The sequence below is a fragment of the Ruminococcus sp. genome, assembly GCF_016287535.1.
GTDB lineage: Bacteria > Bacillota > Clostridia > Oscillospirales > Ruminococcaceae > Ruminococcus.
Map to the genome: position 1 here is coordinate 21,363 of NZ_JAEFAJ010000009.1, position 23,634 is coordinate 44,996.

A 23,634-nucleotide genomic window follows, 5' to 3' on the forward strand; every position below is an offset into this window, starting at 1 on the left:
TGTGATAAAAGTTCCCGTTCAGCCGTTAGCCCATAGTAAAAAGCCCCGGAGCAATGCTTCGGGGCAAAACTTATTTATATCAGTTCTTTCTGAAAAGCTCTCTGAGCACGAGTCCTCCGCCGGCAGCCACAAGTCCGAACATTACTATGAATACATATGCGTTGGTCGTGCGCCAATGGAGATGAGTGGTCATCATTACGCTGAGGAGTACGATCACTATTCCGATAGAGAGCACTACCCAGCCGAATATCTTTCTGTCCATAAGGAAGAGCATTGCGATACCTATAACGATAGGAAGCATTATCAGTCCGTTTGGAAGGCCAAAGCCGCCTATCCTGAAGAAGTAACCGCCGTAGCCCCATGAACTTGTGACCTCGATATTCTGGAATATCATGAATAAGCCGCCGCCCAGCATGAGCAGCCCCACAAAGAATTTCAGCAGACGATTTCCTTCATCTTTTGAAGAAGCACGAGCGCCGTCCCTTGTTTCAAGGAGATCCTTGTACATTTTATCGAGCTCTTTGTCTTTTGTTGTTTTTGGCATAATACCGCCCCCCTATATCAAATTTACAAGGATATTATACATTAAAAGTAATATATTGTCAAGTATACCACCGAAAAAATCATCATTTTTTCACCTTGCCACTGCGGTCAGAGCAGTGAAATCTGCATGAAATTTACGGACAGCTATTGACATACGAACTCAAATAAAGTATAATATGATTTGAAATTGATTATCAAATTCAAATGCCGATAATACTTCAGGCACAGTCCGCCGATAATTTATATCTGATGCAGCAGCTGCGTTAATTGCAGCTGCTTCTCTTACGGTCTGTGCAAGCTGAACAGTATACTATTATATATGATCCTGTAAAGAAGGTGCTTGACTGAATGGGCGCATTACTGAAATGCGAAAACGTGGCTCTAGGCTATGAGGGCGACGTTATCACAAAAGATCTTGATTTTACCGTGAGCAGCGGTGATTATCTTTGTATAGTCGGCGAGAACGGCTCCGGAAAGAGTACGCTTATCAAGGCTCTTCTGGGACTGAAGCCGCCCCTCAGCGGAAAAATTGAGCTCTGCGGCGAAGTCGGAAAGAACGAGATAGGCTATCTCCCTCAGCAGACTCTTGTACAGCGTGATTTTCCTGCCTCGGTGCGTGAGATAGTGCTGTCAGGCTGCATGAACCGCTGCGGTCTCCGTCCTTTTTATAATAAGGAAGAGAAGAAGCTCGCTCATGACATGATGAGGAGACTTGATATCGAGCCCCTGACAAAGCGCTGCTACCGCGAGCTGTCAGGCGGACAGCAGCAGCGTGTTCTCCTCGCGAGAGCGCTTTGCGCGGCGAGGAAAATGATACTTCTTGACGAGCCTGTAACTGGTCTTGACCCCAAGGCTACAAACGAGATGTACGAGCTTATAGACAGTCTCAACAAAAAGGACAAGATCACCGTCATTATGGTATCCCACGACATGAACGCAGCCGTAAGATACGCCTCGCATATACTCCACATCGGCAGAAAGCAGATGTTTTTCGGTACTAAGGAGGACTACATGACCAGCAAGATAGGTCAGGCCTTCCTTTCAGTAATGGGAGGTGAGGAAAATGAGTGAGATGTTTGACAAGCTTCACAGTTACTTTCAGCTGCCGGCAGTAAGATACGCCCTTATAGTAGGACTTCTTATAGCTCTCTGCTCGTCTCTCCTCGGAGTTACCCTTGTAATGAAGCGCTTTTCCTTCATCGGTGACGGACTTTCACACGTTGCCTTCGGAGCGATGGCAGTCGCCACCATAACCGGCGTCACAAACAATATGCTCATAATCATGCCAGTCACTATCATTTCCGCGGTACTGCTCCTCAGGACAGGAAACAATACAAAGATAAAGGGCGACGCGGCAGTTGCAATGATATCCGTGGGAGCTCTGGCGCTTGGCTATATGATGATGAATATAGCCGCTCAGAAAGGCAGCGGCAGGACCTCCAGCAACGTCACAGCCGACGTGTGCAGCACCCTTTTCGGCTCCACCGCGATACTTACTTTAAAGCCTGCCGATGTATGGATATGCATAGCGATGTCAATAATAGTAGTATCGGTATTCCTTGTATTCTACAACAAGATATTCGCAGTCACCTTTGACGAGAGCTTTGCAAAGGCAACAGGAGTACGTTCAGATGCGTACAATCTGCTCATAGCGGTAGTCATCGCAGTAATAATAGTGATAGCAATGAACTTCGTAGGCTCTCTGCTCATATCGGCACTGATAATATTCCCGGCTCTTTCGGCGATGAGGGTGTTCAAGAGCTTCCGCAGCGTAATAATATGCTCTGTGGTAATATCCCTTTTATGTGCCTTTTTCGGCATAATAATCTCCATACTTGCGGGAACTCCCGTGGGTTCTACAATAGTTTCCGCGGATATCACGGTATTCTTTATTTTCTGCATTATATCCTTTGTACTGAAGCGCGGGAAATAAATGAAATTGTAAAAAACGTCAAAACACTTTCACTTTTTAAAGTGAAAGTGTTTTCTTTATCATAAATAGTCCTTTGTCTTGACAAAGCAGACATTTTTGTGATATCATTATTAATGTATACATTATTTTCAAAAAGGAGGTTGCGCTATGGAAGCCATTAACGAGATCGCAGCACGTATCCGCGAGCTGCGCGAGGTGTGCGACTACACACAGGAAAAGCTTGCACAGGAGCTCGGACTATCCGCAGAACAGTATGCAGGCTATGAAGAGAACGGTGATTTTCCCATAAGCGTCATCTATGAGATCGCAAACAAATTCGGAGTCGATTTTAACGAGCTGGTCACAGGAGAACCCAGCCGTATTGATACATTTCAGGTCGTCCGCCGCGGCAAGGGCAGAAGCATAAGCCGTTTCCCCGGATACCGTTTCAAGGATCTTGCCTTCCGCTATGCGGATAAGGTCATGCAGCCCCTTTTGGTCACACTTGAGCCCTCTGACGAGCCGGCAAAGCTTGTAAGCCATTCCGGTCAGGAGTTCAACCTCGTCCTGAAAGGTACAATAGCCGTAGTATTTGAGGATCAGGAGATAATCCTCAACGAAGGCGATTCTATATACTTCAACCCGACATACCTCCACGGACAGCGCTGCGTTGGTGATTCCAAGGCAAGGTTCCTCACAATGATCGCTGAATAATATGCCTGTTAAGGCTAAAACAAAGGAGTTCTTAATATCATGCTTTTAGACCGATACCTTCCCCGTATAGATTTTGATTCATACGAGGATTTCAAGGAAAATTACCGTGTTAATGTTCCTGATGATTTCAATTTCGGCTGGGATATAGTTGATGAATGGGCTAAACAGGAGCCCGATAAAAAAGCGCTTGTATGGCTCAGTCACGACAAACAGGAAAAGACATTCACTTTTACGGATATATCCAGGCTCTCAAACCAGACCTGCCACTACTTCCGCAGTCTTGGTCTCAAAAAGGGCGACGTTGTGCTTCTTATACTCCGCCGCCGCTGGGAATACTGGGTAATAGCCACCGCTCTCCATAAGCTGGGCGTTATACTTATCCCCGGAAACCTTCTTTTCACGACCCACGACATCGCTTACCGCGGCAATATGGCTGAGATATCCGCCATCATCGCCTGCGACGACGAATACATAAGAGGACAGATAGACGCAGCCGCTCCGGAGATAAAGACTCTCCGCAAGAAGATAGCTGTAGCAGAGCCCCGTGAGGGCTGGGACTTCTTCGAGGACGAGATAGCAAAGTATCCCGATACCTTTGAGCGTCCCACCGGTGAAGAGGCTACAAAGGTCAATGATACCATGCTCATATACTTCACCTCAGGCTCTACAGGTATGCCAAAGATGGTATGTCATAACTTCGCACACCCGCTTGGTCATATCGTTACCGCCAAATACTGGCATCAGGTACAGGAAAACAAGCTCCATATGTCCATATCCGACTCAGGCTGGGCTAAGTTCGGCTGGGGCAAGATATACGGACAGTGGATATGCGGCGCTATACAGTTCGCATACGACTTCACGGGCAGATTCAACGCAAAGGATATCCTTGAGGTAATCAGCCATTACAAGCTGACCACCTTCTGCGCTCCGCCTACTATGTACAGATTCATGCTTCAGGAGGATATGACAAAGTACGATCTCTCCTCCATACAGAACTTCTGCAACGCCGGCGAGCCCCTCAACCCTGAGGTATTCAACCGTATCTACGAGCTCACGGGCAAGAAGATGCGCGAGGGCTTCGGACAGACAGAGGGTACCGTACTTATCGCTAATTTCCCGTGGATAGACCCGAAGCCGGGCTCTACAGGAAAGCCTTCTCCGCTTTATAATATCCACCTTCTCCGCGCTGACGGAACAGAGGCTGACGACGGCGAAGAGGGAAGCATAATGGTATGCGGTATTGATAAGGAGCGTCCCACAGGTCTGTTCTGCAAATACTACAAGAACCCTGAGCTGACAGAGGCTGTTCTCGGCGGCAAGAACTACGACACCGGCGACGTTGCATGGCGTGATTCAAAGGGCTATTACTGGTTCGTAGGCAGAAACGACGACGTTATCAAATGTTCCGGCTACCGTATAGGACCATTCGAGGTAGAGAGCGCTCTGCTCACTCACCCTGCTGTAGTCGAGTCCGCTATAACAGGAGCTCCCGACCCAATAAGAGGTCAGGTCGTAAAGGCTACAGTCGTACTCGCAGAGGGCTATACTCCCTCGCCTGAGCTCACAAAGGAGCTGCAGGATCACGTAAAGCGTGAAACAGCGCCTTACAAGTACCCCCGCGTTATTGAATATGTAAAGGAGCTTCCCAAAACTCTCGGCGGCAAGATCAAGCGTGCCCAGATACGTCATCAGGACGAGGAAAACTCCGCAAAGTGACACAATTTAAAGTCCGATCAGAATGGTCGGACTTTTTTGTAAACTAAAAAATTAATTTTTTATAAAACTTTTTTGCATTACCCCGTTTTGCATTCGGGGGGCTGCGTATACTATTATTAATATTGGGGGTGGCAAATATGACTTCTGATGTACATCAAATCATATCCCAGGTCTATAAGGCTAAAAAGGACAGCCACGCAGCAGATGAACTCATATCTGCTTATATGCCCTTTATAAAGTCTGAAACTGCCAGGTTTCTTAACCGTCCGCCCGATCAGAGCGATGATGAACTTAGCATTGCTATGTTTGCATTTTATGAAGCGATAAAGAATTATTCACGACTACGCGGTTCATTTCTGAAATTTGCCGCATTACAGATAAAGAATCGCCTGATAGATAATTACCGAAAAGAGAAAAAGAATAAAGGTCAAATATCACTGGACGTTAATGACGATGACAAAACCGACCTGAAAGAAACGATCCGAGATGAACACGACGATTACGCAGAAAACGAACTACGAGATGCAACAAAACAGGAGATCGAAGAGCTTTCGGCACAAATGACAGAATTCGGCGTCACCATGAGCGACGTCGCGGAGAATTCGCCCCGTCAGAGGCGTACTCTCGAAATATGTCAGAAGGCCGTATCATACGCAAGAAACAATCCTGAGATCCTCGATGACTTTCTCAGAACAAAGCGCGTTCCGCTGGCAAAGCTCGCAGAAGGCGCAAATGTGGAAAGAAAGTCTCTTGAAAGACACCGACGCTATCTTGTCGCCGTACTGCTTATATGTACCAACGGTTACGAGATAATGCGGGGCCATATAATGCAAGTATTAAAAGGTGGTGAGAAAAAATGAAATATATCGTTATGGAATGTCACGAAGGATACGCTTTACTAATGGACGAAGAATCACGCGTCGTAAAAGCAGCAAACCTCAGATACGAAGTAGGACAGCATATCACCTCTCCGGTGCTGATGAAATGCGCTGATGAGGGTGAAAGAAAGATCAGCTTCTATGTCACAAGATTTGCCGCAGCCGCTGCTTGTCTTGCACTTGCGGTCTCAGCAGGTTCATTCTATTATTCACGAAATTTCAAAACTCACTCTACCGTCTTAATATCTGCCAAAGCAAATATCCGTATGGATCTTAACAAAAAGGGAGAAGTTCTCAGTCTCAGCGGCGGAGATTCCAAGGCCAATGAACTGCTCAAGGATTATGTACTTAGCAGGAAGGACAAGATCACCGTTGCAAAAGAGATCATTGAGCTCGAAACCTCAAAGGGTTATTATTCCGAAGACGATGTACCCGATCTTTATATAAAAGCTGAAGATACCGAGGAATACAATTCGTTGAAGGAAGAATTTGAAACAGGTTTCAACGATACCCAGATAAATGTTTACGAATACGGTACTCCGCTGGCAAAGGTCCCGGAAGCTCCGGCACCTCCGGCAAGTCAACCGGTCAAGGATGAACCCAAACCGGATGCTCCTCAGCCTCCGGGCAATGAGGCGGATTCACCGGCGCCTCCGAAACCGGCTGAAAACGGCGGTCCGGCTGCGCCTGCGGCGCCCGGAAATCCCGCGGCACCGGTTCCTCCAGGAGAATCATCTCCTCCGGCAGCGCCTTCCGTTCACGGAAATGATCCGGTAAAGCCGGCTGATGACGGAAAAAATACAGTCAAGCCAAATGACAAGGCTGATCCGCCAAAGCCCGCTGAGCCAAACGCTCCTCAGCCTCCGGCACCCAAAAAGACATCTTATATGTCTGCACCCTATGAGGCTGCAGATGCCAATACGCTTCTTACCGCGCCTGCCCCTCCTGCAGCGGCTGCGGATATAAATATAGAAGAACCCCGGGAGACACTTCCCGGACAGGGAGTAAACAGCTTATTGCCTGAACCGGAAGTTCCGAAAGCAGCAGCACCTGCTCCGGAACAGGAAAGCTATACTCTGAAAATATCGACAACAGCTCCGGGTCCTGAAACAGCAGACGAAAAAACAGAACATCTGCAGGTACAGGAAGCGGCGTCGGTCAGAGTCAGGGTATTAGCTTTGCAACCAAATAATACAGCACCAAAAACCGGAACAAAAGCCCCGGCACCAGAAGCTGCACCTAAGGTAAAAGCACCTGCCCCCTGAGCAACCATCCCTTTAATCCCCCCCTTCCCTTAGAAAACATGAATTTCGATAAGAAGAAAGGCACTGCTCAGCAGTGCCTTTCTTCTGTTTTAAGCCTTATACGGGCAATTCAAAAAAATATCTCATTTTTTTCAAAAAAAATTCATAATTACCCCGCTTTTTAAAATCCCTTTTCGTATCCTGTTTATGTAAAGCAAATAAAGCTTATATCTCCAAAAGGAGAAATATAATTTAAAGGAGTAATTCAAATGAGAAACAAGAACCGTGTTCTCGCTGCAATCGCTGCAATGTCAGTTATGGCATCAGCAACAAGCATCAGCGCTTTCGCAGCTGAGGCAAACGAAGAAGCAACTACTGAATCTGTTGTATCAACAGCTATCGAAGAAGTTGCTGAAGAAGCTGAAGAACTCATCTTTATCGCTACAAACGATGCTGCTGAAGAGACAGCAGAAGATGCTGCTGAAGAAGCAGTTGTTGAAGAAGAGACAACTGTTGCTGAAGAGACAGTAGCTGAGGAAGCAGTAGTTGAGGAAGCAGTTGTTGAAGAAGAAACAACAGATGCTGAAGAGGCTGTTGCTGAGGAAGAGGTTGAAGCTCCTACAGCTCCCGTTCCTCCTGTTATTGTTGATGTAACAGATATTCTTGAGCAGATCCGCAGCTTCATCGAGGCTACAGATTTAGAGATCCTCAACGATACAATCATCGAGAACTGGGATCAGATCGAGAAAGTTGATATTCACTTCCATGCAAATGAGAAGCCCGTTCCTCCTGTTCCTCCTGTAGCTGAGGAAGCTGAGGACGCAGAGGACGCTACAGAGGCATCTGAGGACGCTGAGTCTGAGGAAGCTGAGAAGCCCGCTAAGCCTCTCGGACCTGTTCACATTGATCTTACAGACCTCTTTGCTGAGATTCGTGGCATGATCGATATGGACAAGATCGATTTCATAGATGACGAAGTTAAGGAGCAGATCCTTAATGCTAAGGATATCCACGCTGACGTACACTTCAAGCACGTTGCTCCGGAGCCTCCGACTCCTCCTGTTCCGCCTGTAGAGGACGAGAACGCTGAGAAGCCTGAGCCTCCTACACCTCCCGTTCCTCCTGTAGAGGACGAGAATGCTGAGAAGCTTGAGCCGCCCGTTCCTCCTGTACACGAGGAGCTTGCTAAGCCTGAGCCGCCCAAGGGACCGACTCACATCAAGATAGGTCAGGACGAACTCAGCGCAGCAATCGCAGCAGGTGCTTTCAATATACCTGGTGCTCAGACAGCTGAGGCTGCTGAATAATTAAATGAACAGTTGAAAAACTGATTCATATATGATTTGCCCTTGCCTGCAAAGGTATTCCCCGAAGGGCAGGTCACTTCACAATCCAATCCCAATCCCCTTATCCTCTTTTACCCCTTTTACCCGCTTGATATCTGCACATCTCGGTAAAAGCGCGGATAATCAAGATCTAACATGATAAAAGGACACGCCGCAGAATTTATTTTTGCGGCGTCTTTTTTTATTTCAGGAGCTGTATACAACTAAAAAACGGCTGCTTTTTCTCCGCGTGCCTTGCTATTTCTGAAAAACTATGATATAATTAATATGCTTATTATTTCTGCCGTGATATATGGCAAGTATTAAGGAGGACAACCAATGAAAGTAAGGTTCCATCTGCCTGATTTTGCAAGGCTTTTTAAATTCAACGTCGTATTTCTCTCTATGCTCGAAAACAGCCCCGAACTCTTCCGCGAGGGAGTTGAGATAGCGTCAATATATGGCATATTCCCGCCTTCACTCTGGAACGGCGGACGGGTTATGCACGGTATGTGCCAGAAGGACTTTGTCAGGGGAGTTACCAAGCATTTCAACAGCAAGGGCATACCACTCCGCTTTACCTTCACCAACCCCATGCTCGAAAAGAAGCATCTCAGCGATGAATTCTGCAATATGGTAATGCACATCGCCGACAACGGAATGAATGAATGTATCGTGGTATCTCCCATACTTGAGGACTACATAAGAAAGAACTATCCCGGCTTCAAGCTCACAAGCTCCACCTGCAAAAGAATAACCGACCCGGAAACTCTTTACAAGGAAGTCGAAAAGGATTACCATATAGTTGTCCTCGATTACGACCTCAACAACAAGTTCGATATCCTCGAAAAGATACCCAACAAGGAAAAGTGCGAGATACTTGTAAACGCCTGCTGCAATCCCGGCTGCGTGAACCGTTCTCTCCACTATCAGACAATAGGCACCGAGCAGATAGCCTATGCCAACCACGTAAGGAAATACCCCAATGCTCCCTTTGATTCTGACAGGTTCGCAAAGGAGCACCCGGAGGCAAAGGCTGTATTTGAATGTAAGTGTGAGCACAGGAGCCTTTATGACATACAGTCTCTCAGCACACACATAACTCCTGATGATATATGGAACAAGTATGTTCCCATGGGCTTCAACCAGTTCAAGATAGAGGGCAGGACCTTTGATATGTTCAATCTTATGGAACACTACCTCTATTACATGGTGAAGCCGGAATGTATCGGTCAGGCAAGACTTATATTCCTGCGCAACCTCAGCCTCAACGGAGCTATTATCATACCGGATCAGGCTTGATAGACAGTATATCACAAAAAAATGCCTCCCTTGCGGGAGGCATTTGTATTAGTATATGAAATTTCAAAGCATATCCGAAAAACTCCTGCCCGTTAACATATTATTCATATTCTGCTGATATAATATCAATGTATCTTATCTGAGCTTTCAGAAAGGTAACATCTTTTAAGGAGAAAACTGAATATGAAAAACACGGTCTCAACTCTGCTTGAGCAGAAGCAATCGGGCGACAGGATCACGATGCTTACTGCCTATGACTCGACCACAGCCGCTATCATGGACGAATGCGGCGTCAACGCCATACTCGTCGGGGATTCCCTCGGTATGGTGATGCTTGGCTATGAGAACACGCTTCCCGTCACTATGGAGGATATGATACATCATACCGCCGCAGTATCACGGGGAGCAAGAAACGCCTTTATCGTAGCCGATATGCCATTCATGTCCTACCAGACAGACGTCCGGGACGCCGTCATCAACGCCGGCAGACTTGTAAAGGAGGGCGGCGCGAACGCTGTAAAGCTGGAGGGCGGCGCTGAGGTATGTCAGCAGATACGGGCGATCGTAAACGCTTCAATACCTGTTGTTGCTCACCTCGGACTTACACCGCAGTCGGTAAACGCTTTCGGCGGCTTCAGGGTACAGGGCAGAAGCCTTGACAAAGCAAGGAAGCTCATAAACGACGCTCTGGAAATACAGGAGGCAGGCGCCTGCGCGGTTGTGCTTGAGGGTATCCCCTCAAAGCTTGCGGAGATAATCACACAAAAGCTTGTTATCCCGACTATCGGTATCGGCGCTGGCAGCGGCTGCGACGGACAGGTGCTGGTATATCAGGATATGCTCGGACTGTCAACAGGTCACACGCCAAAATTCGTAAAGCGCTTTGCAGATGCGGGAGCCCTCATGCGCAAAGGCATTTCGGAATACATCTCTGAAACGAAGTCGGGAGCTTTTCCCTCGGAGGAGCATACCTACTCCGCGGAAGAAGATGTGATAGAACAGCTTATGAAGGAGTGTGGCTGATATGAGGATAGTAAAAACTATAGATGAAGTGCGCAGACAGGTAAAGGAATGGAGAGCTCAGGGACTTACCGTAGGGCTTGTCCCTACAATGGGCTATCTCCACGAGGGACACGCAAGCCTTATCGATGCTTCACACAGGGACAATGACAGGACAGTGGTATCGGATTTCGTAAATCCCATGCAGTTCGGTCCGGCGGAGGATCTTGAAAGCTATCCACGTGATATTGAACATGACGCACAGCTCGTTGAAGCTCACGGCGGCGATATCATATTCGCTCCTGAGCCTGAGGAAATGTATCATAAAGGCTTCTCTTCCTTTGTTGATATGACTGTTCTCACAGAGGAGCTCTGCGGTCTTAGCCGTCCCGTACACTTCCGGGGAGTATGCACCGTGGTATCGAAGCTGTTCAATATAGTACAGCCTGACCGTGCCTACTTCGGTAAAAAGGACGCACAGCAGCTTGCTGTTATCAGGCACCTGGCAGATGACCTGAATATGGATATAGAGATAATCGGCTGTCCCATAGTCCGCGAAGCCGACGGACTTGCGAGGAGCTCAAGGAACACCTATCTCAGTGAAGCCGAAAGGAAGGCTGCTCCCGTGCTCTCACAGGCAATAGCTCTCGGAGCGGATATGGTCAGAAAAGGGGAGAAAAACTGCTCGGTCATAATCTCCGCCATGAAAAAGCATATAGATGCCGAGCCCCTTGCCCGTACCGACTACGTAAAAATAGTTGACTGCGATACGATGCAGCAGATAAGCACTCTCGACCGTCCCGCGCTCTGCGCCATAGCGGTATATATCGGCAGTACACGCCTTATAGACAATTTCTTCACAGAGGACGTATGAGGAGGCTGCAATGGAAATATCAATACTCAAAAGCAAGATACACCGCGCTGTTATAACTCAGGCTGAACTGAATTACGTCGGCAGCGTCACTATAGACGAAGAGCTCATGGAAGCCGCAGGACTTTACGAATATGAACACGTACATATAGTCAATGTAAACAACGGCAGCCGTATAGAGACCTACGTTATAGCAGGCAGGCGCGGCAGCGGAGTTATATGCCTCAACGGAGCGGCGGCACGCTCCGGACAGAAGGGCGACCCGGTGATAATCATGTCCTACGCGGCGATTACACCGGCAGAAATAAAGGCTCACCGCCCGAAGGTAGTCTTTGTGGGCGAAAGAAACGAAATAATCAGAGTTGCCGATTATGAAAAGCATGGATTACTGATGTAATGATACAGAAAAAGTCCGGGAGCGATAAAATGTCACCGCTTCCGGACTTACTGTTATTTCAAAAGCTTTTTCATTTCAGAATAATCATTTTCAGGGTGCTTATACTGAGCTATTTCGACCAGCTTCCTTGAAACCGCCCGGTACATTTCCCTGTCGGTATCATTATCCATGCACTGTATATGCCTTGCGACGGTCTCAATGTCGTTTCTTTCCACAGGGCCGGTCAGTGCCTCCTGCGGACCTACTGCCAGTATACGCCTGATATTGCTCATTATCAGCGGCTCAAAGGCTTTGAGTGCCTCAGTCTCTGAAAATCCGCATTTTTTCATGAGTGAAAGGCTCTTTGCCGCAAGAGCGCATACCAGATTGCTTGATATGGCACAGGCTGCGTGGTATTCGCTCTTCATACTGCCCGGAATAATCCTGATATCGTTTCCGAGCCTTCCGAAAAGCTTTTCCCAGTCGCCGAGATGCTCTTCGCTTCCCTCTATGCAGAAGAAAGCGCTCTGCAGCTCCTTGAAGGACTCATACTTGCTGCTTATGGGGAACAGGGGATGTATGGAATAGCCGCTTGCGCCGTATTCGCTGATATCAGGAAATGTCTCTTCCGCGGACATTGCTCCGCTGCAGTGACAGATACATTTTCCCTCTATCCCCATTTCCTTTATGCTCTCATAGACCTCCGCCACAGAAGTGTCAGGCACCGTTATGAAGATAACGCCGCTGTCCCTGACTATATCTGCAAGCTCATAATATACCTCGCTGCCAGTGAATTTTGCAGCCTCGGCGGCAGACTGCACATGAAGGCTGTAATAACCGGACAGTGGTATCCCGTTTTCGGCAAAATATCTGCCGAGGGAAAAGCCGACCTTTCCCGCGCCGATAAATCCTATGTTCATTTTAATATCCTCCTGTAAGCTGATTCATAATTCCTAAAAATTATAGCACAACATTATTTATTATACAAGCAATTATATATGTTATATATCAAAAATCATACTATTTTCATAAAATGATACAGTCTTTCGTTTGCGCGGAAGATACGGCAGTATGTATTTATTCTTGAATTTGTCCGAAAAATATGCTATCATAGTCACAGTTCCTATTTCACTTCCGAGTATATATAACAGAGCGTGACAAATGCATTTGAATGCTTCGCAGCAGTGCTGCGCGGTATCATGGAGGAATAAAATGACCGACCAGCAGGTAAGGGAGCTCCTGAAAAGCTCTCCGCAGACAGCCCACAGGCTTGTTTTCAACGAATACTACAGCTATGTCTATACGATAGTCTTCAATCGCCTGAGAAGCTGCGCTTCAAGGGAGGATATCGACGAATGCGTCAGCGACGTTTTCTCGGATGTATTTATAAAATACAACTCGAACAGCGCATACAGCGGCGATATAAAGGGCTTTATAGCATTTATCGCCAAACGGCGCAGTATAGATATGTTCCGCAGGCTGTGCTCAAAGAAAGCCGATACTCTGTCTATCGACGGTGACGAGGCTATGCAGCTCTCCTCTGACGAAAGAGTTGACGAGCTTGCCGAAAGAGCGGAAACAGGTCATGCTCTCCTTGACGCGGTAAGGTCCCTCGGTGAACCCGACAGCACGATAATAATACAGAAATACTACTACGGAAGGAATTCCGCGGATATAGCCGGTATGGTGGGTATGAAGCCTGCCGCGGTGCGGAAAAGGACAAGCCGCGCAATGGACAAGCTGAAAAAGCTGCTCACGGATATCGGCGAAGGAAGGTGATGTCATGAATTTAAAAAAAGAGTTCGATGTACTTGAAGATACCGGGCAGAGCGTAATTGACAGACTGGCTTCGGAATTTCCTCCCGCTGATGAAAGTGAAAAGGAGAGAATATTCAGTATGAGCGAAGGAAAGTTCAATAAGCATTTCAGCGAGCTCCCTGAGGATGGTGAGAATACCGTCAGTGGCGTTGAAGTATATAAAAGACCGGTATGGCAGAGGATAGTCAGCACAGCCGCCGCGGCAGTCCTGATAGCAGGCGGCATTACAGGCGGAGCCTTTGCAATGAAGCGTTTCAGGAGCGCAGCCAATGTTGCGTCAGACGCCGGAGCGGAGGACACAGCTCAGCAGGATCAGAAAAAGATCGCACCATTCGGCGATTTTGCCGAGCTGGAATATCAGCTCTGCGATCTCAGTGATGAAGGCAGGCAGGATATAATCAACAGGATACAGAATGACACTTTGTCTCAGGTACTCATCGACGAAACAGAAGAAATAAAGAGCTATTTCGGGCTTGTGGGCGGAAAGGAAATAAGCGCCGACAAGCGCGAAAAGCTTGCGGAGTTCTTCAATAATTATGATTACAGCGATTCTCAGTTTGAGTTTAACGATGAAGACGGGACCCCCTATATCGGCTCAATAGCAACTGTAACATTTGAGCCGCAGGACAGTTTGTCAGCTGTTGACGATTCAAAAATTACTCCTGAATCCTTGTCAAAATACTCGTCATTCAAATTCTTTAACGAAGAAGAAAGTGACTGTAAATACTGCTTCTGCTGGCAGAGCGACGATGAGGTAAGGTATCTGGGCTTTTACACTCTGAAAGACGGAACAGGTATAATTAATTACACCCATTTCCATTACGCGGAAAAATACGGACAGCTCGTTATGACGGATGATAAAATATCAGTTGAGGGCTGGAAGGTAGACTATGACCTCTTCACATCAACTATTGAGGATATTCTTGCAGATGACACAGAAGAGACCGAGGAGACGACAGCTTATACTCCTGCATCGGACATAAGCTTTACCGACGAACGCTTCTTCACCGAGAATAACTGGGGATATTGTGTAGATGGACAGAATCAGGATTATACACAAATGGATATAGCCGCGATCTGCACACGCCCTGACGGCAGCGAAGGCATGAGCAACATGGCGGAGATACTGTACAACAACAGTCTCTCAGATGAACAGGCTAAGGAAATAGCAGCTATCCTCAGTGAATGTGAATGGAGACGCTGCGAGGAATCAGACAAATATCCCATGGTACCGAATGAAAACAGTGTTCAGTTCACCGCTAAGACCACCGACAGTTATCTCTCTATGATAATTGCCTATAACGAGCAGCCGTTCGCAATGTTCAGCTCGGTAAGATTTACCGAAAGTAACGGCAAATACTATGAGTCATACTCAGGAGTGCCTTATGCTTTCCTGGAAGAAAGCCTTATCTATTTTTGCAGCGATCCTGATATAGTACAGAAAATATCAGCTGTCCTTTCATAATAATTAAACTTCTTGCCGCCTTTTTCACAAAAGGCGGCGTTCTTTGTTAACAAAATATACCTTGAATTTCAACATAATATATGATATAATTACTTTACAATAATACACTATGTTGGGATGGTGAAGTAATATGAAAAAAATTACTGCTTTGCTCCTTGCTGTTTTTACAGCAGTTTTCTGCTGCTCATCCTGCAGCGGATCATCAAATAACGGTACAGAAGGCACTACTGAACCAGCTGCCTCGGATACCGGAAATGAAGAGGTTACTTCCGAGGATACTACCGCTGACGAGGAAACTACGGAAGAGCCTGAAGAAACTACAACTGCCGAAGCTACTACAACAGAAGCTTCCACAACAGAAACCGCAACGACTGAAGATACAACTGATGAAACTCGCGATAATGCAGCTCCCTTCGGAGATTTCTATGACGCCGGATATAACGGTGATTATTCCTATGGCGGCAGCGAAAGCGAATTGCTCACATTCTCCGCAGGAAGTCAGAACTACAGCTTCAGCTACGGAAAGAATTACAGCGATGAAAAGCGTATCAGACTTGCTGAATTCTTCAACAGATGCGAATGGAAGCCGAAAAACGTGTCCGGAGATGTTCCGCCATGGCTCGCAAACGATCAGTTTATCCAGTTCATGGCAAAGAAAGGCGATGAGATAGACTTCATCTCGCTTAGAAAGGATACATCGAGCCTCACTTATATCCACTCAGCATATGAGTACGAGCCGTCAGGCAGCTCGAACACGATCAAGCTCATATCTCCTGAAATAACAAACTATGCGATCGACTATAACTATATGGAGTCAAATATTTCCGATATCCTCGGTATGGGAATGGTCGTAAGCGAGGACGATTTCTCGATCCTTGATGATTCAGAGCTTTATTTCAATATGTCGCCGTATTATCATCCTGAAAACATGACGCTTTATCCGGAGGACGCAGGCGATTCCTTCGGCTCATTCGAGATACCGAACTATGGAGCGTTCAAGGTAGAAAAGAACACAGCAGGCGCTATAAATCTTCTGAATTCACGCAAATATACCAAGATAACGAATGAGAGCGAGATACCCTCACAGAAGACAGGCGCAGATATTGCCAAGTGCTACAAGCTCGGCGGAAATCCAAAGATAACTGCAAAGAGCGACAGGACATATGACCATGTCATCATTATGTGCAACAGCACAAGAGGCTACTATATCATAAATATCGTCAGCGGAAGCGATACAGTGGTTTCATGTGCGAAATACAGGTTCCGTACTGAGGGCGACAGAAAGATCTGTATCAATATGGACGAAGTAAAGAGCGGCCATAATATCGAATGGTTCAGATGTAGCGGCGACCTTGCAGGCGATATAAGGAACGCTGTAGAAAAGAAGTAAATCAAAAGACAAGCCGGTTTCCATTAAGGAAGCCGGCTTTTTGAATTGTGCGGCAAAATAAAAGCGAAAGACGGAACAGACCAAAAAATCCGGGGCTTTCGCCCCGGCACAGAACAGATATCAAGACCGCTTACTACTGTCTGCTTGCACGTTCACGCTGCATCATGCGCTTCTGGCGCTCCTGCTCGGCAAGCTGCTTCTGACGTTCCTCTCCTCTTCTTATCTGCTCCTGATAATAAGTGGCGTCAGCCTGCTGTTTATGCCTGGTGGTAAAAAAGACTATTGCAGCAACTGCGACCAGCAAAACGACGCCCATGACAATAAAAACCGGGTCCATAGAATTTCCCTCCTTTTTCTGAAATTTTCAACATAAATTCTACTCTAATTTTATCACATCGGACGGAATGGTTCAATTTATTTTTATTACAAAATTTGAAACTGTTAATTGTGCATTTGTAATAAAGTTTTTATATTTTAATAAATATTTGCCTAATATGATAAAATACAGGCAAGAATACAGAAAAATATATTAACATAAAATTGCAAATAAAATGCTCAAATGTGTTTTCCTCCCTTTCGGAAATCATTCATCTTTATTGCATTCACATAAAATTAACTGGACATTTATATAAATTTATGATATAATATAACAGGAGTAAAGGCGTGTTAAAAACTCGTCTATGGAAGGAGTCTTTTTATGGATTTTCAAGCATTTGTAGATACATTCTCAAATATGACGTGTATAATCTCAATAGAAAAATTACCTAACGGTCATTACGGAAACATCCGTCTTGTTGCGGGAAACAGAGCTTATGTTGCTTCTATTGAAGATACCAAGAATAACATGATCGCAAATCAGATGGTCAGCAATAAGTTCATTCCCGACTCACCCTATGAAAACTATATCCCGAAAGATCTCAATTTTGAGGACAAATGCTACCGCTGTGCCGTCCTGAAAAAGCCTTCTCATGAGTATATCCATCCCGACAGATATTCATTCTGGCTGGATATGTATTTTATGCCCCTTGAATCTGATGAACCTAACAAGTTTTACTGCTCATATTCGCAGCAGGTAACCATAAAGGCTGATTCGGGAATGATGTCCAATCTTTCCGCAGAGACTTCTTCTGCTGTCCTTGAGACCTGTATCAAGCTCAGAGGAACAAAGAATTTCAAGAATACCATGGAAGAGGTAATAGATGACATCCGTTCTATCTGCGGCGCAAAGCTCAGCTGTATACTGCTTACAGACGAGCAGGAGCGCAGATGCTCAGTGCTCTGTCAGTCTTCCGCTCCGGAGGTACACGTTATACCTATGGAAGATTATATCGAAAAATGCTTCGATAACTTCTATGATATAGTAGAAACCTGGAAGGGGACCATCGCGGGAAGTACCTGCCTCATCATCAAGGATAAGTATGATATGGGCGTACTGCAGGAGCGCAATCCTGTATGGTTCGAGTCGATGCAGGGAGCGGACATAGACAGCCTCGTATTGTTCCCGCTGGAGTATAATGATATACTTCTCGGTTATATATGGGCAATAAACTTTGATGTCAACAATACCATGAAGATCAAGGAGATACTTGAGATAACCTCCTTCTTCCTCGCTTCCGAGATATCGAACTATCAGCTCTTCAACAAGCTTGAGATAATGAGCTCGGTAGATCAGCTCACCGGCACCTATAACCGTAACGCCATGAATAACCGTATCATACGCTTCGTTTCCGAGCAGGATCCCAAGCCGAACTGCTACAGTGTTGTATTTGCCGATCTCAACGGTCTGAAGCAGGCAAACGATAACAACGGACATATCGCAGGTGATACTCTGCTGAAAAACGCAGCTCTGAAGCTCATGGAGGTATTCCCTGAATGTGAGATATACCGCGCAGGCGGAGACGAATTCATGATAATCGCTGTCGATATGCCTGAACAGCTCATCACAGACCGCGTGGAAAGGCTGAGAAAGGAATCGGAAGATCCGGACAGTATCAGCTTCGCCCTCGGAACATTCTTCGATGACAAGGGAGAGGATATCCGTGTAGCAATGCGTACCGCAGATGAAAGAATGTATGCGGACAAGGAGCGTTACTATGCTAAATTCCCCGAACGCAAGCGCAAATAAATAAAATATATTATTTAAGCTCCCTCACAGACGAGGGAGCTTCTTGCATTATTAACATAAAATTCACTGGACATCGCAAAAATTATATGATATAATATAAATGCAGAAATAATATGCCATATTTCAGTATGTGCCGTTCCGGTACATCTCTTCTGCGTTAATTCACTATGGCTGAAAGGAGTTGCCATGAACTATCAGGATTTTGTAAACGGCTTTGAACTTACCACTTGCATTATCTCCGTAGAAAAGTTCCCTAACGGCGGTTATGGAAATATACGTATCGTTGCAGGTAACAAGCCATATATCGACTCTATAGAGAATCCCTTCAACGGCGCTTCTGCTCATATGCTCAACAATAAATTTGTTCCGAATTCTCCTTATGAAAAGTATATCCCAAAGGATCTGAATTTTGAGCAGACCTGCTACCGCTGCGCTTTTGAAAAAAAGCCTATTCATACCTACCTCAGACCGGAACGCTTTGCCTGCTGGCTCAATCAGTACATCATGCCGGTGGAGTCAGACGATCCCAATATAGGCTACTGTTCATATACTCTGGATATAACTATGGAAGCGGACACCGAGATAATGACACACGTTTCCGCGTCAACTGCTTCAAGCGTACTTGAGACCTGTATAAAGCTCCGCGGAAGCAATGATTTTAAACAGGCTATAAATGACGTTATTAAAGATATCTGCAAGCTCAGCGGCGCTCAGAAATGTGCATTGCTGCTCACCGATTTCAAGGAAGGCACCTGTTCGGTGCTTGCGGAATCCACTCCTGACGACGCAAGAAACTCTATAGACAATTATGAATCGGACAAATCTTTCTTTGAAGTAGTAAAAACATGGAACGATACTATCGCCGGCAGCAACTGTCTTATTCTTCAGGACAGTCAGGATATGGATATACTCAAATCACGCAATCCGCTGTGGCATCAGTCGCTCGCAGACGCAGACGTTACAAGTCTCGTGCTTTTCCCGCTGAATTATAACGGCGAAACACTCGGATATATCTGGGCGATCAATTTCGACGAGTCAAAAGCCTCAAAAATAAAGGAAACTCTTGAACTCACCACATATTTCATCGCGTCTGAGATAGCCAACTATCAGCTCCTGAAACGTCTGGAGATAATGAGCTCCATAGACCTGCTGACAGGTATATATAACCGTAACGCTATGAACAACAGGGTAGACAGGTATATTGCAGGTACAGACCCTATGCCGAGGTCATACAGTGTTGTTTTCGCCGACCTGAACGGTCTGAAGATAATGAACGATACGGAAGGTCACGGAGCAGGCGACAGGCTCCTGAAAAATGCGGCTTCAAAGCTCAGTGAGATGTTCTACGACAGTGATATCTACCGTGCAGGCGGCGACGAATTCATGATTATCGCCGTTAATGTACCGGAGGACGTCATAGAGGAACGTATTGAAAAGCTCAGAAAGGATTCGGAAGATCCTGACAATATCAGCTTTGCCATAGGCGGCTATTATGATGACAAGGGCGGCGATATACGTTTTGCGATGCGTACTGCCGATGAAAGAATGTACGCCGACAAGGACCGCTATTACAGTAAATTCCCGGAGCGTAAACGCAAGTGACGTTCAGCCACCTTCGCAAAGTCAGCTTTTTATGTATCGTATAATAAAAGAGCCGGTGTACATGACGGATATCCATACAGAAGTTTTGCCCCGAAGCGTTTTAATGCACTTCGGGGCATCGTATTTTTCCTGTTCAGTTAAATCAGAAGTTATTACGGCTATCAATGATGTATTTCATGTCATGATATTTTGAAACGACATCTTCAAAGCCCAACGATCTGTAAAGGGGATATCCTGCGTCTGTCGCTTTCAGTTCCACATAGTCCAGACTATGATCCTGGGCTTCTGCAAGAAGTAATTTCATAAGCTCTCCCGCGATCCCTCGTTTCCGGAACTGCGGCTTGGTATATACATTCAGAACCGCACCTGTTTTCCCGTTGATAAAAGTAGGATTGGAAGGCTTTTCTGATATATATAGAAAGCAGCAGCCTGCAATGGTATTTTCATTTCTGCATACAAATGCAAACAGATCATGATCGAGGTGCTTTTGAAAATAGTCAGGGAGCTTATCCGCGATCAATGCTGTTTTGTCCTGTGGTATCTCACCGTAATCCTCTGATAAATAAGCGATTCTTAACGCAACTAAATCTGCTATATCCTCTGTATTTGCTTTTTCAAATATCATAATACACCTCTAAATTCTGATTTGGTTTATGTTAGTAATGATTTTAGCACAACACCGCTGCATTGTCAATATAAAAGCCATAGTACCTCTGACGATAGATCAGAAATACTATGGCTTAATATTTTTATTTAAGTAATGTCCTTAATTCGCCGGCTTTTGATTTTATCCGTTTATATATGCCACTATGGGCTTGATGTATTTGGGATCTGTGCTGTCAAAGGAGTGGGAGATATATTCAGCCCTTTCGGTCTCCTCTTTAGTATTGCCTTTCTTGTTTTTGAGCATTGCCACGTATGCCTTCATCAGCATTCTTGTGCCAAGTGACATTTTTTCATATGCAAATCCGCCCTCGCAGTAAAATGCCTTTGCGTACTTTTTCTGCTCGGCGGTAAGAGATCTGTCCAAAAGTGCCTGTACGCCGGAATAACCCGCCGGACTTGAACCCACTCCGAATATAGCGAGCTTCTTGTTCTTCCATGCAGCGATGTGCTTGGTGAACCAGTCAGCCTTGTGTATTTTTTCAACTGATACCCAGCCGCCGTAGATCACGGCGTCGTACTGATCAAAGAAGCTGTCGTCCTTCTTGAAAGCTTCCTTTATTGTCATTGTGTCTGCGTTGAGTTCTTTTGCGAGCCATTCGGCATATTTCTGAGTGAAACCTGTTTGTGAAGAATATACTACGATCGTTTTCATAATTGATACCTCAGTTTGTAAAGTTGTTTAGTGTATTTAGATAGCTGCGAATGCCTGTTTGAGATCGTCGATTATGTCGTCAACATTTTCAAGACCTACTGAGAAACGGATAAGTCCTCCGTTTATTCCGCAGGCAACGAGCTGTTCGTCTGTGAGCTGACGGTGGGTCGCGCTTGCGGGGTGGAGTACACAGGTACGGATATCCGCAACGTGAACTTCGTTTGAAGCAAGCTTGAGAGAATCCATGAATTTAATGGCTGTATTTCTGCCGCCTTTGATAATGAAGGATATAACTCCGCTTGTACCGTCGGGGAGATACTTCTTTGCGAGCTCGTGATACTTATTGCTTGCGAGTCCGGGGTAGTTTACGGATTCAACCTTTTCGCTGGATTCGAGATACTCGGCTACCTTCATTGCGTTCTCGCAGTACTGCTTCATACGGATATGGAGCGTTTCAAGACCGAGATTAAGGTAGAATGCGGACTGTGCTGAAGGATAGCAGCCGAAGTCTCTCATGAGCTGCATCCTTGCCTTTATGATATAGGCTGCCTTGCCGTATGTCTTTGTATATACCGTTCCGTGATAGCTCTCGTCGGGCTCTGTGAATTCCGGGAACTTGCCGTTTGTCCAGTCGAAATTGCCTGAGTCAACGATAACTCCGCCGCCCTGTACGGCATGGCCGTCCATATACTTTGTTGTGGAGTGAACGATTATATCAGCTCCGTGCTCGAAGGGTCTGCAGAGTATAGGGGTGGGGAAGGTGTTGTCGATGATGAGCGGAACACCGTTCTTGTGAGCGATATTTGCGAACTTCTCGATATCGAATACAGCCAGTGCGGGATTGGCGAGGGTCTCGCCGAAAACAGCCTTTGTATTGGGCTTGAAAGCTGCCTGTATCTCCTCTTCGGGAGCGTCTGCGTCAACGAATATGCACTCGATACCCAGCTTTTTGAGGGTATACGCAAAGAGGTTGACAGTGCCTCCGTAGATAGTAGCTGCGGAAATGAAGCTGTCTCCTGCCTTCAGGATATTCAGGAGAGAGAGAAGAGAAGCTGCCTGGCCGCTGGAAGTACACATGGCTCCGATACCGCCTTCGAGGGCGTTGATCTTTTCCTCAACCGCCATAACTGTGGGGTTCTCAAAGCGTGAATAGATAAGGCTCTTGGTAGGATCATCGAATACAGCCGCAACATCGTCTGTTGAATCATAGACGTAAGTAGTGCTCTGTACGATAGGGACTACTCTCGGCTCGGTATTCTTTGGGGTGTAGCCTGCGTGCAGGCATTTGGTTTCAATCTTCATTGTTGGGGTACCTCCGTTAAATATATGTTACTGTGCTTTCCCTCGTACTATCCTTTGTACCTTTGGCACGCAGAACTCAAGGACAGCGCAGTATTTGTCTATAATAGTGATTATGTATGTCTCCTTGTATTTCGGCATCGGTCTTGTGGCGGGCCACATATGCTTTTCTATCATGTCCCGTTCGAGCATTGTGATATCGGTCACCTCCGCAGCGTTCGCGCAGGCCTCCATTGAATGCTTCCTGCTGTGGGAAGCCTGCCCCCTGGACTTTGTGGAGTTGTACTCTCTGCGGTCATAGTAGAAAAGGTCGTGGAGAAGTCCGGCCCTTGCGGCTGAACGGGCGTTAAGGCTGAATCTTCTGCAGACTATGTAGCTGTAGTATGAAACATTGAGACAATGCTGAAAACGAGTGGTAGAGACATGGTGTGTGATGGCTTTGAGCTCCTGCAGCTGCTGACAGTCTATTATATCTTTTACGCAGTCATAGTAGCTGTTTCCTGTGAGCTCCTTTGATGAGCATATCGCTTTTAACATCATACTGGTCTCCTTATATAATGATTCCCTCTCATTATACGGTTATGCCGTTATGAATATTATACAATACAATCAATAAAAAATCAATATAAATTCCAAAAAAACTGCTTGCATTACCAAAAACAGTGTGGAACAGCCGGGACATGGAGGGGAGATTGTTGAAAAAAATATAGACAGTATGCACAAACTTATGCTTTAAA

23 protein-coding genes are annotated in these 23,634 nt (G+C 46.0%); 16 read left to right on the forward strand and 7 right to left on the reverse strand.

Features of this window, described 5'->3' with window-relative positions; genetic code table 11:
- Nucleotides 1–79: 79 nt before the first annotated feature.
- The gene (locus tag QZZ36_RS05495) at nt 80–544 is read right to left on the reverse strand and encodes a hypothetical protein (protein WP_295078064.1); all 465 of its coding nucleotides are present in this window, start codon (nt 542–544) and stop codon (nt 80–82) included.
- Nucleotides 545–891: 347 nt separating this feature from the next.
- On the opposite strand from QZZ36_RS05495, the gene QZZ36_RS05500 reads away from it, so the two are divergent.
- The 11 genes from QZZ36_RS05500 (at nt 892) to panD (ending at nt 11,901) form a co-directional block, all read left to right on the forward strand.
- Nucleotides 892–1,614, forward strand: coding sequence for an ABC transporter ATP-binding protein (locus QZZ36_RS05500; RefSeq protein ID WP_295078067.1), 723 nt, complete (start codon nt 892–894; stop codon nt 1,612–1,614).
- Nucleotides 1,607–2,476, forward strand: coding sequence for a metal ABC transporter permease (locus tag QZZ36_RS05505; RefSeq protein WP_295078070.1), 870 nt, complete (start codon nt 1,607–1,609; stop codon nt 2,474–2,476). The genes QZZ36_RS05500 and QZZ36_RS05505 overlap by 8 nt, the downstream gene beginning before the upstream one ends.
- 147 nt (nt 2,477–2,623) lie before the next feature.
- Complete coding sequence (locus QZZ36_RS05510) at nt 2,624–3,169, forward strand: cupin domain-containing protein (protein ID WP_295078073.1); 546 nt, start codon at nt 2,624–2,626, stop codon at nt 3,167–3,169.
- Nucleotides 3,170–3,208: 39 nt separating this feature from the next.
- On the forward strand, nt 3,209–4,885 hold the full coding sequence (locus QZZ36_RS05515; RefSeq protein ID WP_295078076.1) for an AMP-binding protein: 1,677 nt from the start codon (nt 3,209–3,211) through the stop codon (nt 4,883–4,885).
- 137 nt (nt 4,886–5,022) lie between these two features.
- Entirely contained in the window at nt 5,023–5,745 is a 723-nt protein-coding gene (locus QZZ36_RS05520; protein ID WP_295078079.1) for a sigma-70 family RNA polymerase sigma factor, read from the forward strand.
- Nucleotides 5,742–7,028, forward strand: coding sequence for a hypothetical protein (locus QZZ36_RS05525; RefSeq protein ID WP_295078088.1), 1,287 nt, complete (start codon nt 5,742–5,744; stop codon nt 7,026–7,028). Before QZZ36_RS05520 ends, QZZ36_RS05525 begins: the two co-directional genes overlap by 4 nt.
- Nucleotides 7,029–7,276: 248 nt before the next feature.
- Complete coding sequence (locus QZZ36_RS05530) at nt 7,277–8,314, forward strand: hypothetical protein (RefSeq protein ID WP_295078091.1); 1,038 nt, start codon at nt 7,277–7,279, stop codon at nt 8,312–8,314.
- A gap of 357 nt (nt 8,315–8,671) precedes the next feature.
- The gene (locus tag QZZ36_RS05535; protein ID WP_295078093.1) at nt 8,672–9,634 is read left to right on the forward strand and encodes a hypothetical protein; all 963 of its coding nucleotides are present in this window, start codon (nt 8,672–8,674) and stop codon (nt 9,632–9,634) included.
- A 183-nt stretch (nt 9,635–9,817) separates the two neighbouring features.
- On the forward strand, nt 9,818–10,657 hold the full coding sequence (gene panB / locus QZZ36_RS05540; RefSeq protein WP_295078096.1) for a 3-methyl-2-oxobutanoate hydroxymethyltransferase: 840 nt from the start codon (nt 9,818–9,820) through the stop codon (nt 10,655–10,657).
- Nucleotide 10,658: 1 nt separating this feature from the next.
- Nucleotides 10,659–11,507: a pantoate--beta-alanine ligase gene (gene panC / locus QZZ36_RS05545; RefSeq protein WP_295078099.1), complete on the forward strand. Its 849-nt coding sequence runs from the start codon at nt 10,659–10,661 to the stop codon at nt 11,505–11,507.
- Between the two features lie 10 nt (nt 11,508–11,517).
- Nucleotides 11,518–11,901: an aspartate 1-decarboxylase gene (gene panD, locus QZZ36_RS05550; protein WP_295078103.1), complete on the forward strand. Its 384-nt coding sequence runs from the start codon at nt 11,518–11,520 to the stop codon at nt 11,899–11,901.
- Between the two features lie 53 nt (nt 11,902–11,954).
- Here the strand turns inward: panD and QZZ36_RS05555 are convergent, their stop codons facing one another.
- Complete coding sequence (locus QZZ36_RS05555) at nt 11,955–12,800, reverse strand: Rossmann-like and DUF2520 domain-containing protein (RefSeq protein WP_295078106.1); 846 nt, start codon at nt 12,798–12,800, stop codon at nt 11,955–11,957.
- Nucleotides 12,801–13,092: 292 nt separating this feature from the next.
- Between QZZ36_RS05555 and QZZ36_RS05560 the strand changes: the two genes are divergently transcribed.
- The 3 genes from QZZ36_RS05560 to QZZ36_RS05570 all read left to right on the forward strand — a co-directional run bounded on the left by QZZ36_RS05560 (nt 13,093) and on the right by QZZ36_RS05570 (nt 16,553).
- Nucleotides 13,093–13,659 (forward strand): sigma-70 family RNA polymerase sigma factor, encoded by a 567-nt coding sequence (locus tag QZZ36_RS05560; protein ID WP_295078108.1) that lies wholly within the window; start codon nt 13,093–13,095, stop codon nt 13,657–13,659.
- Nucleotides 13,660–13,663: 4 nt separating this feature from the next.
- Nucleotides 13,664–15,163, forward strand: a complete 1,500-nt coding sequence (locus QZZ36_RS05565) for a hypothetical protein (RefSeq protein WP_295078110.1) — start codon at nt 13,664–13,666, stop codon at nt 15,161–15,163.
- A gap of 130 nt (nt 15,164–15,293) precedes the next feature.
- On the forward strand, nt 15,294–16,553 hold the full coding sequence (locus tag QZZ36_RS05570) for a hypothetical protein (RefSeq protein ID WP_295078112.1): 1,260 nt from the start codon (nt 15,294–15,296) through the stop codon (nt 16,551–16,553).
- A 133-nt stretch (nt 16,554–16,686) separates the two neighbouring features.
- Here QZZ36_RS05570 and QZZ36_RS05575 read toward each other — a convergent pair whose 3' ends face one another.
- Nucleotides 16,687–16,890 carry a hypothetical protein gene (locus QZZ36_RS05575; protein ID WP_295078115.1) on the reverse strand — a complete coding sequence of 68 codons (204 nt, stop codon included), beginning with the start codon at nt 16,888–16,890 and terminating at the stop codon, nt 16,687–16,689.
- Between the two features lie 360 nt (nt 16,891–17,250).
- Between QZZ36_RS05575 and QZZ36_RS05580 the strand changes: the two genes are divergently transcribed.
- Nucleotides 17,251–18,678 carry a GGDEF domain-containing protein gene (locus QZZ36_RS05580; RefSeq protein WP_295078118.1) on the forward strand — a complete coding sequence of 476 codons (1,428 nt, stop codon included), beginning with the start codon at nt 17,251–17,253 and terminating at the stop codon, nt 18,676–18,678.
- A gap of 186 nt (nt 18,679–18,864) precedes the next feature.
- On the forward strand, nt 18,865–20,280 hold the full coding sequence (locus QZZ36_RS05585; protein WP_295078121.1) for a sensor domain-containing diguanylate cyclase: 1,416 nt from the start codon (nt 18,865–18,867) through the stop codon (nt 20,278–20,280).
- Between the two features lie 142 nt (nt 20,281–20,422).
- On the opposite strand, the gene QZZ36_RS05590 is transcribed toward QZZ36_RS05585, so the two are convergent.
- The 4 genes from QZZ36_RS05590 to QZZ36_RS05605 all read right to left on the reverse strand — a co-directional run bounded on the left by QZZ36_RS05590 (nt 20,423) and on the right by QZZ36_RS05605 (nt 23,437).
- Nucleotides 20,423–20,905: a GNAT family N-acetyltransferase gene (locus QZZ36_RS05590; protein WP_295078124.1), complete on the reverse strand. Its 483-nt coding sequence runs from the start codon at nt 20,903–20,905 to the stop codon at nt 20,423–20,425.
- A gap of 162 nt (nt 20,906–21,067) precedes the next feature.
- A complete protein-coding gene (locus QZZ36_RS05595; protein ID WP_295078127.1) occupies nt 21,068–21,598 on the reverse strand; it encodes a flavodoxin domain-containing protein in 531 nt (176 codons plus the stop codon).
- Nucleotides 21,599–21,634: 36 nt separating this feature from the next.
- Nucleotides 21,635–22,900: an O-acetylhomoserine aminocarboxypropyltransferase/cysteine synthase family protein gene (locus QZZ36_RS05600; protein WP_295078130.1), complete on the reverse strand. Its 1,266-nt coding sequence runs from the start codon at nt 22,898–22,900 to the stop codon at nt 21,635–21,637.
- A gap of 27 nt (nt 22,901–22,927) precedes the next feature.
- On the reverse strand, nt 22,928–23,437 hold the full coding sequence (locus tag QZZ36_RS05605; RefSeq protein WP_295078133.1) for an HD domain-containing protein: 510 nt from the start codon (nt 23,435–23,437) through the stop codon (nt 22,928–22,930).
- Nucleotides 23,438–23,634 lie beyond the last annotated feature (197 nt).

What these genes read in the sequence shown, in the direction of transcription:
- QZZ36_RS05495 (WP_295078064.1), bottom strand. Translation starts at nt 544, where the DNA reads ATGCCAAAAACAACAAAAGACAAAGAGCTCGATAAAATGTACAAGGAT.
- QZZ36_RS05500 (WP_295078067.1), top strand. Translation starts at nt 892, where the DNA reads ATGGGCGCATTACTGAAATGCGAAAACGTGGCTCTAGGCTATGAGGGC.
- QZZ36_RS05505 (WP_295078070.1), top strand. Translation starts at nt 1,607, where the DNA reads ATGAGTGAGATGTTTGACAAGCTTCACAGTTACTTTCAGCTGCCGGCA.
- QZZ36_RS05510 (WP_295078073.1), top strand. Translation starts at nt 2,624, where the DNA reads ATGGAAGCCATTAACGAGATCGCAGCACGTATCCGCGAGCTGCGCGAG.
- QZZ36_RS05515 (WP_295078076.1), top strand. Translation starts at nt 3,209, where the DNA reads ATGCTTTTAGACCGATACCTTCCCCGTATAGATTTTGATTCATACGAG.
- QZZ36_RS05520 (WP_295078079.1), top strand. Translation starts at nt 5,023, where the DNA reads ATGACTTCTGATGTACATCAAATCATATCCCAGGTCTATAAGGCTAAA.
- QZZ36_RS05525 (WP_295078088.1), top strand. Translation starts at nt 5,742, where the DNA reads ATGAAATATATCGTTATGGAATGTCACGAAGGATACGCTTTACTAATG.
- QZZ36_RS05530 (WP_295078091.1), top strand. Translation starts at nt 7,277, where the DNA reads ATGAGAAACAAGAACCGTGTTCTCGCTGCAATCGCTGCAATGTCAGTT.
- QZZ36_RS05535 (WP_295078093.1), top strand. Translation starts at nt 8,672, where the DNA reads ATGAAAGTAAGGTTCCATCTGCCTGATTTTGCAAGGCTTTTTAAATTC.
- panB (WP_295078096.1), top strand. Translation starts at nt 9,818, where the DNA reads ATGAAAAACACGGTCTCAACTCTGCTTGAGCAGAAGCAATCGGGCGAC.
- panC (WP_295078099.1), top strand. Translation starts at nt 10,659, where the DNA reads ATGAGGATAGTAAAAACTATAGATGAAGTGCGCAGACAGGTAAAGGAA.
- panD (WP_295078103.1), top strand. Translation starts at nt 11,518, where the DNA reads ATGGAAATATCAATACTCAAAAGCAAGATACACCGCGCTGTTATAACT.
- QZZ36_RS05555 (WP_295078106.1), bottom strand. Translation starts at nt 12,800, where the DNA reads ATGAACATAGGATTTATCGGCGCGGGAAAGGTCGGCTTTTCCCTCGGC.
- QZZ36_RS05560 (WP_295078108.1), top strand. Translation starts at nt 13,093, where the DNA reads ATGACCGACCAGCAGGTAAGGGAGCTCCTGAAAAGCTCTCCGCAGACA.
- QZZ36_RS05565 (WP_295078110.1), top strand. Translation starts at nt 13,664, where the DNA reads ATGAATTTAAAAAAAGAGTTCGATGTACTTGAAGATACCGGGCAGAGC.
- QZZ36_RS05570 (WP_295078112.1), top strand. Translation starts at nt 15,294, where the DNA reads ATGAAAAAAATTACTGCTTTGCTCCTTGCTGTTTTTACAGCAGTTTTC.
- QZZ36_RS05575 (WP_295078115.1), bottom strand. Translation starts at nt 16,890, where the DNA reads ATGGACCCGGTTTTTATTGTCATGGGCGTCGTTTTGCTGGTCGCAGTT.
- QZZ36_RS05580 (WP_295078118.1), top strand. Translation starts at nt 17,251, where the DNA reads ATGGATTTTCAAGCATTTGTAGATACATTCTCAAATATGACGTGTATA.
- QZZ36_RS05585 (WP_295078121.1), top strand. Translation starts at nt 18,865, where the DNA reads ATGAACTATCAGGATTTTGTAAACGGCTTTGAACTTACCACTTGCATT.
- QZZ36_RS05590 (WP_295078124.1), bottom strand. Translation starts at nt 20,905, where the DNA reads ATGATATTTGAAAAAGCAAATACAGAGGATATAGCAGATTTAGTTGCG.
- QZZ36_RS05595 (WP_295078127.1), bottom strand. Translation starts at nt 21,598, where the DNA reads ATGAAAACGATCGTAGTATATTCTTCACAAACAGGTTTCACTCAGAAA.
- QZZ36_RS05600 (WP_295078130.1), bottom strand. Translation starts at nt 22,900, where the DNA reads ATGAAGATTGAAACCAAATGCCTGCACGCAGGCTACACCCCAAAGAAT.
- QZZ36_RS05605 (WP_295078133.1), bottom strand. Translation starts at nt 23,437, where the DNA reads ATGATGTTAAAAGCGATATGCTCATCAAAGGAGCTCACAGGAAACAGC.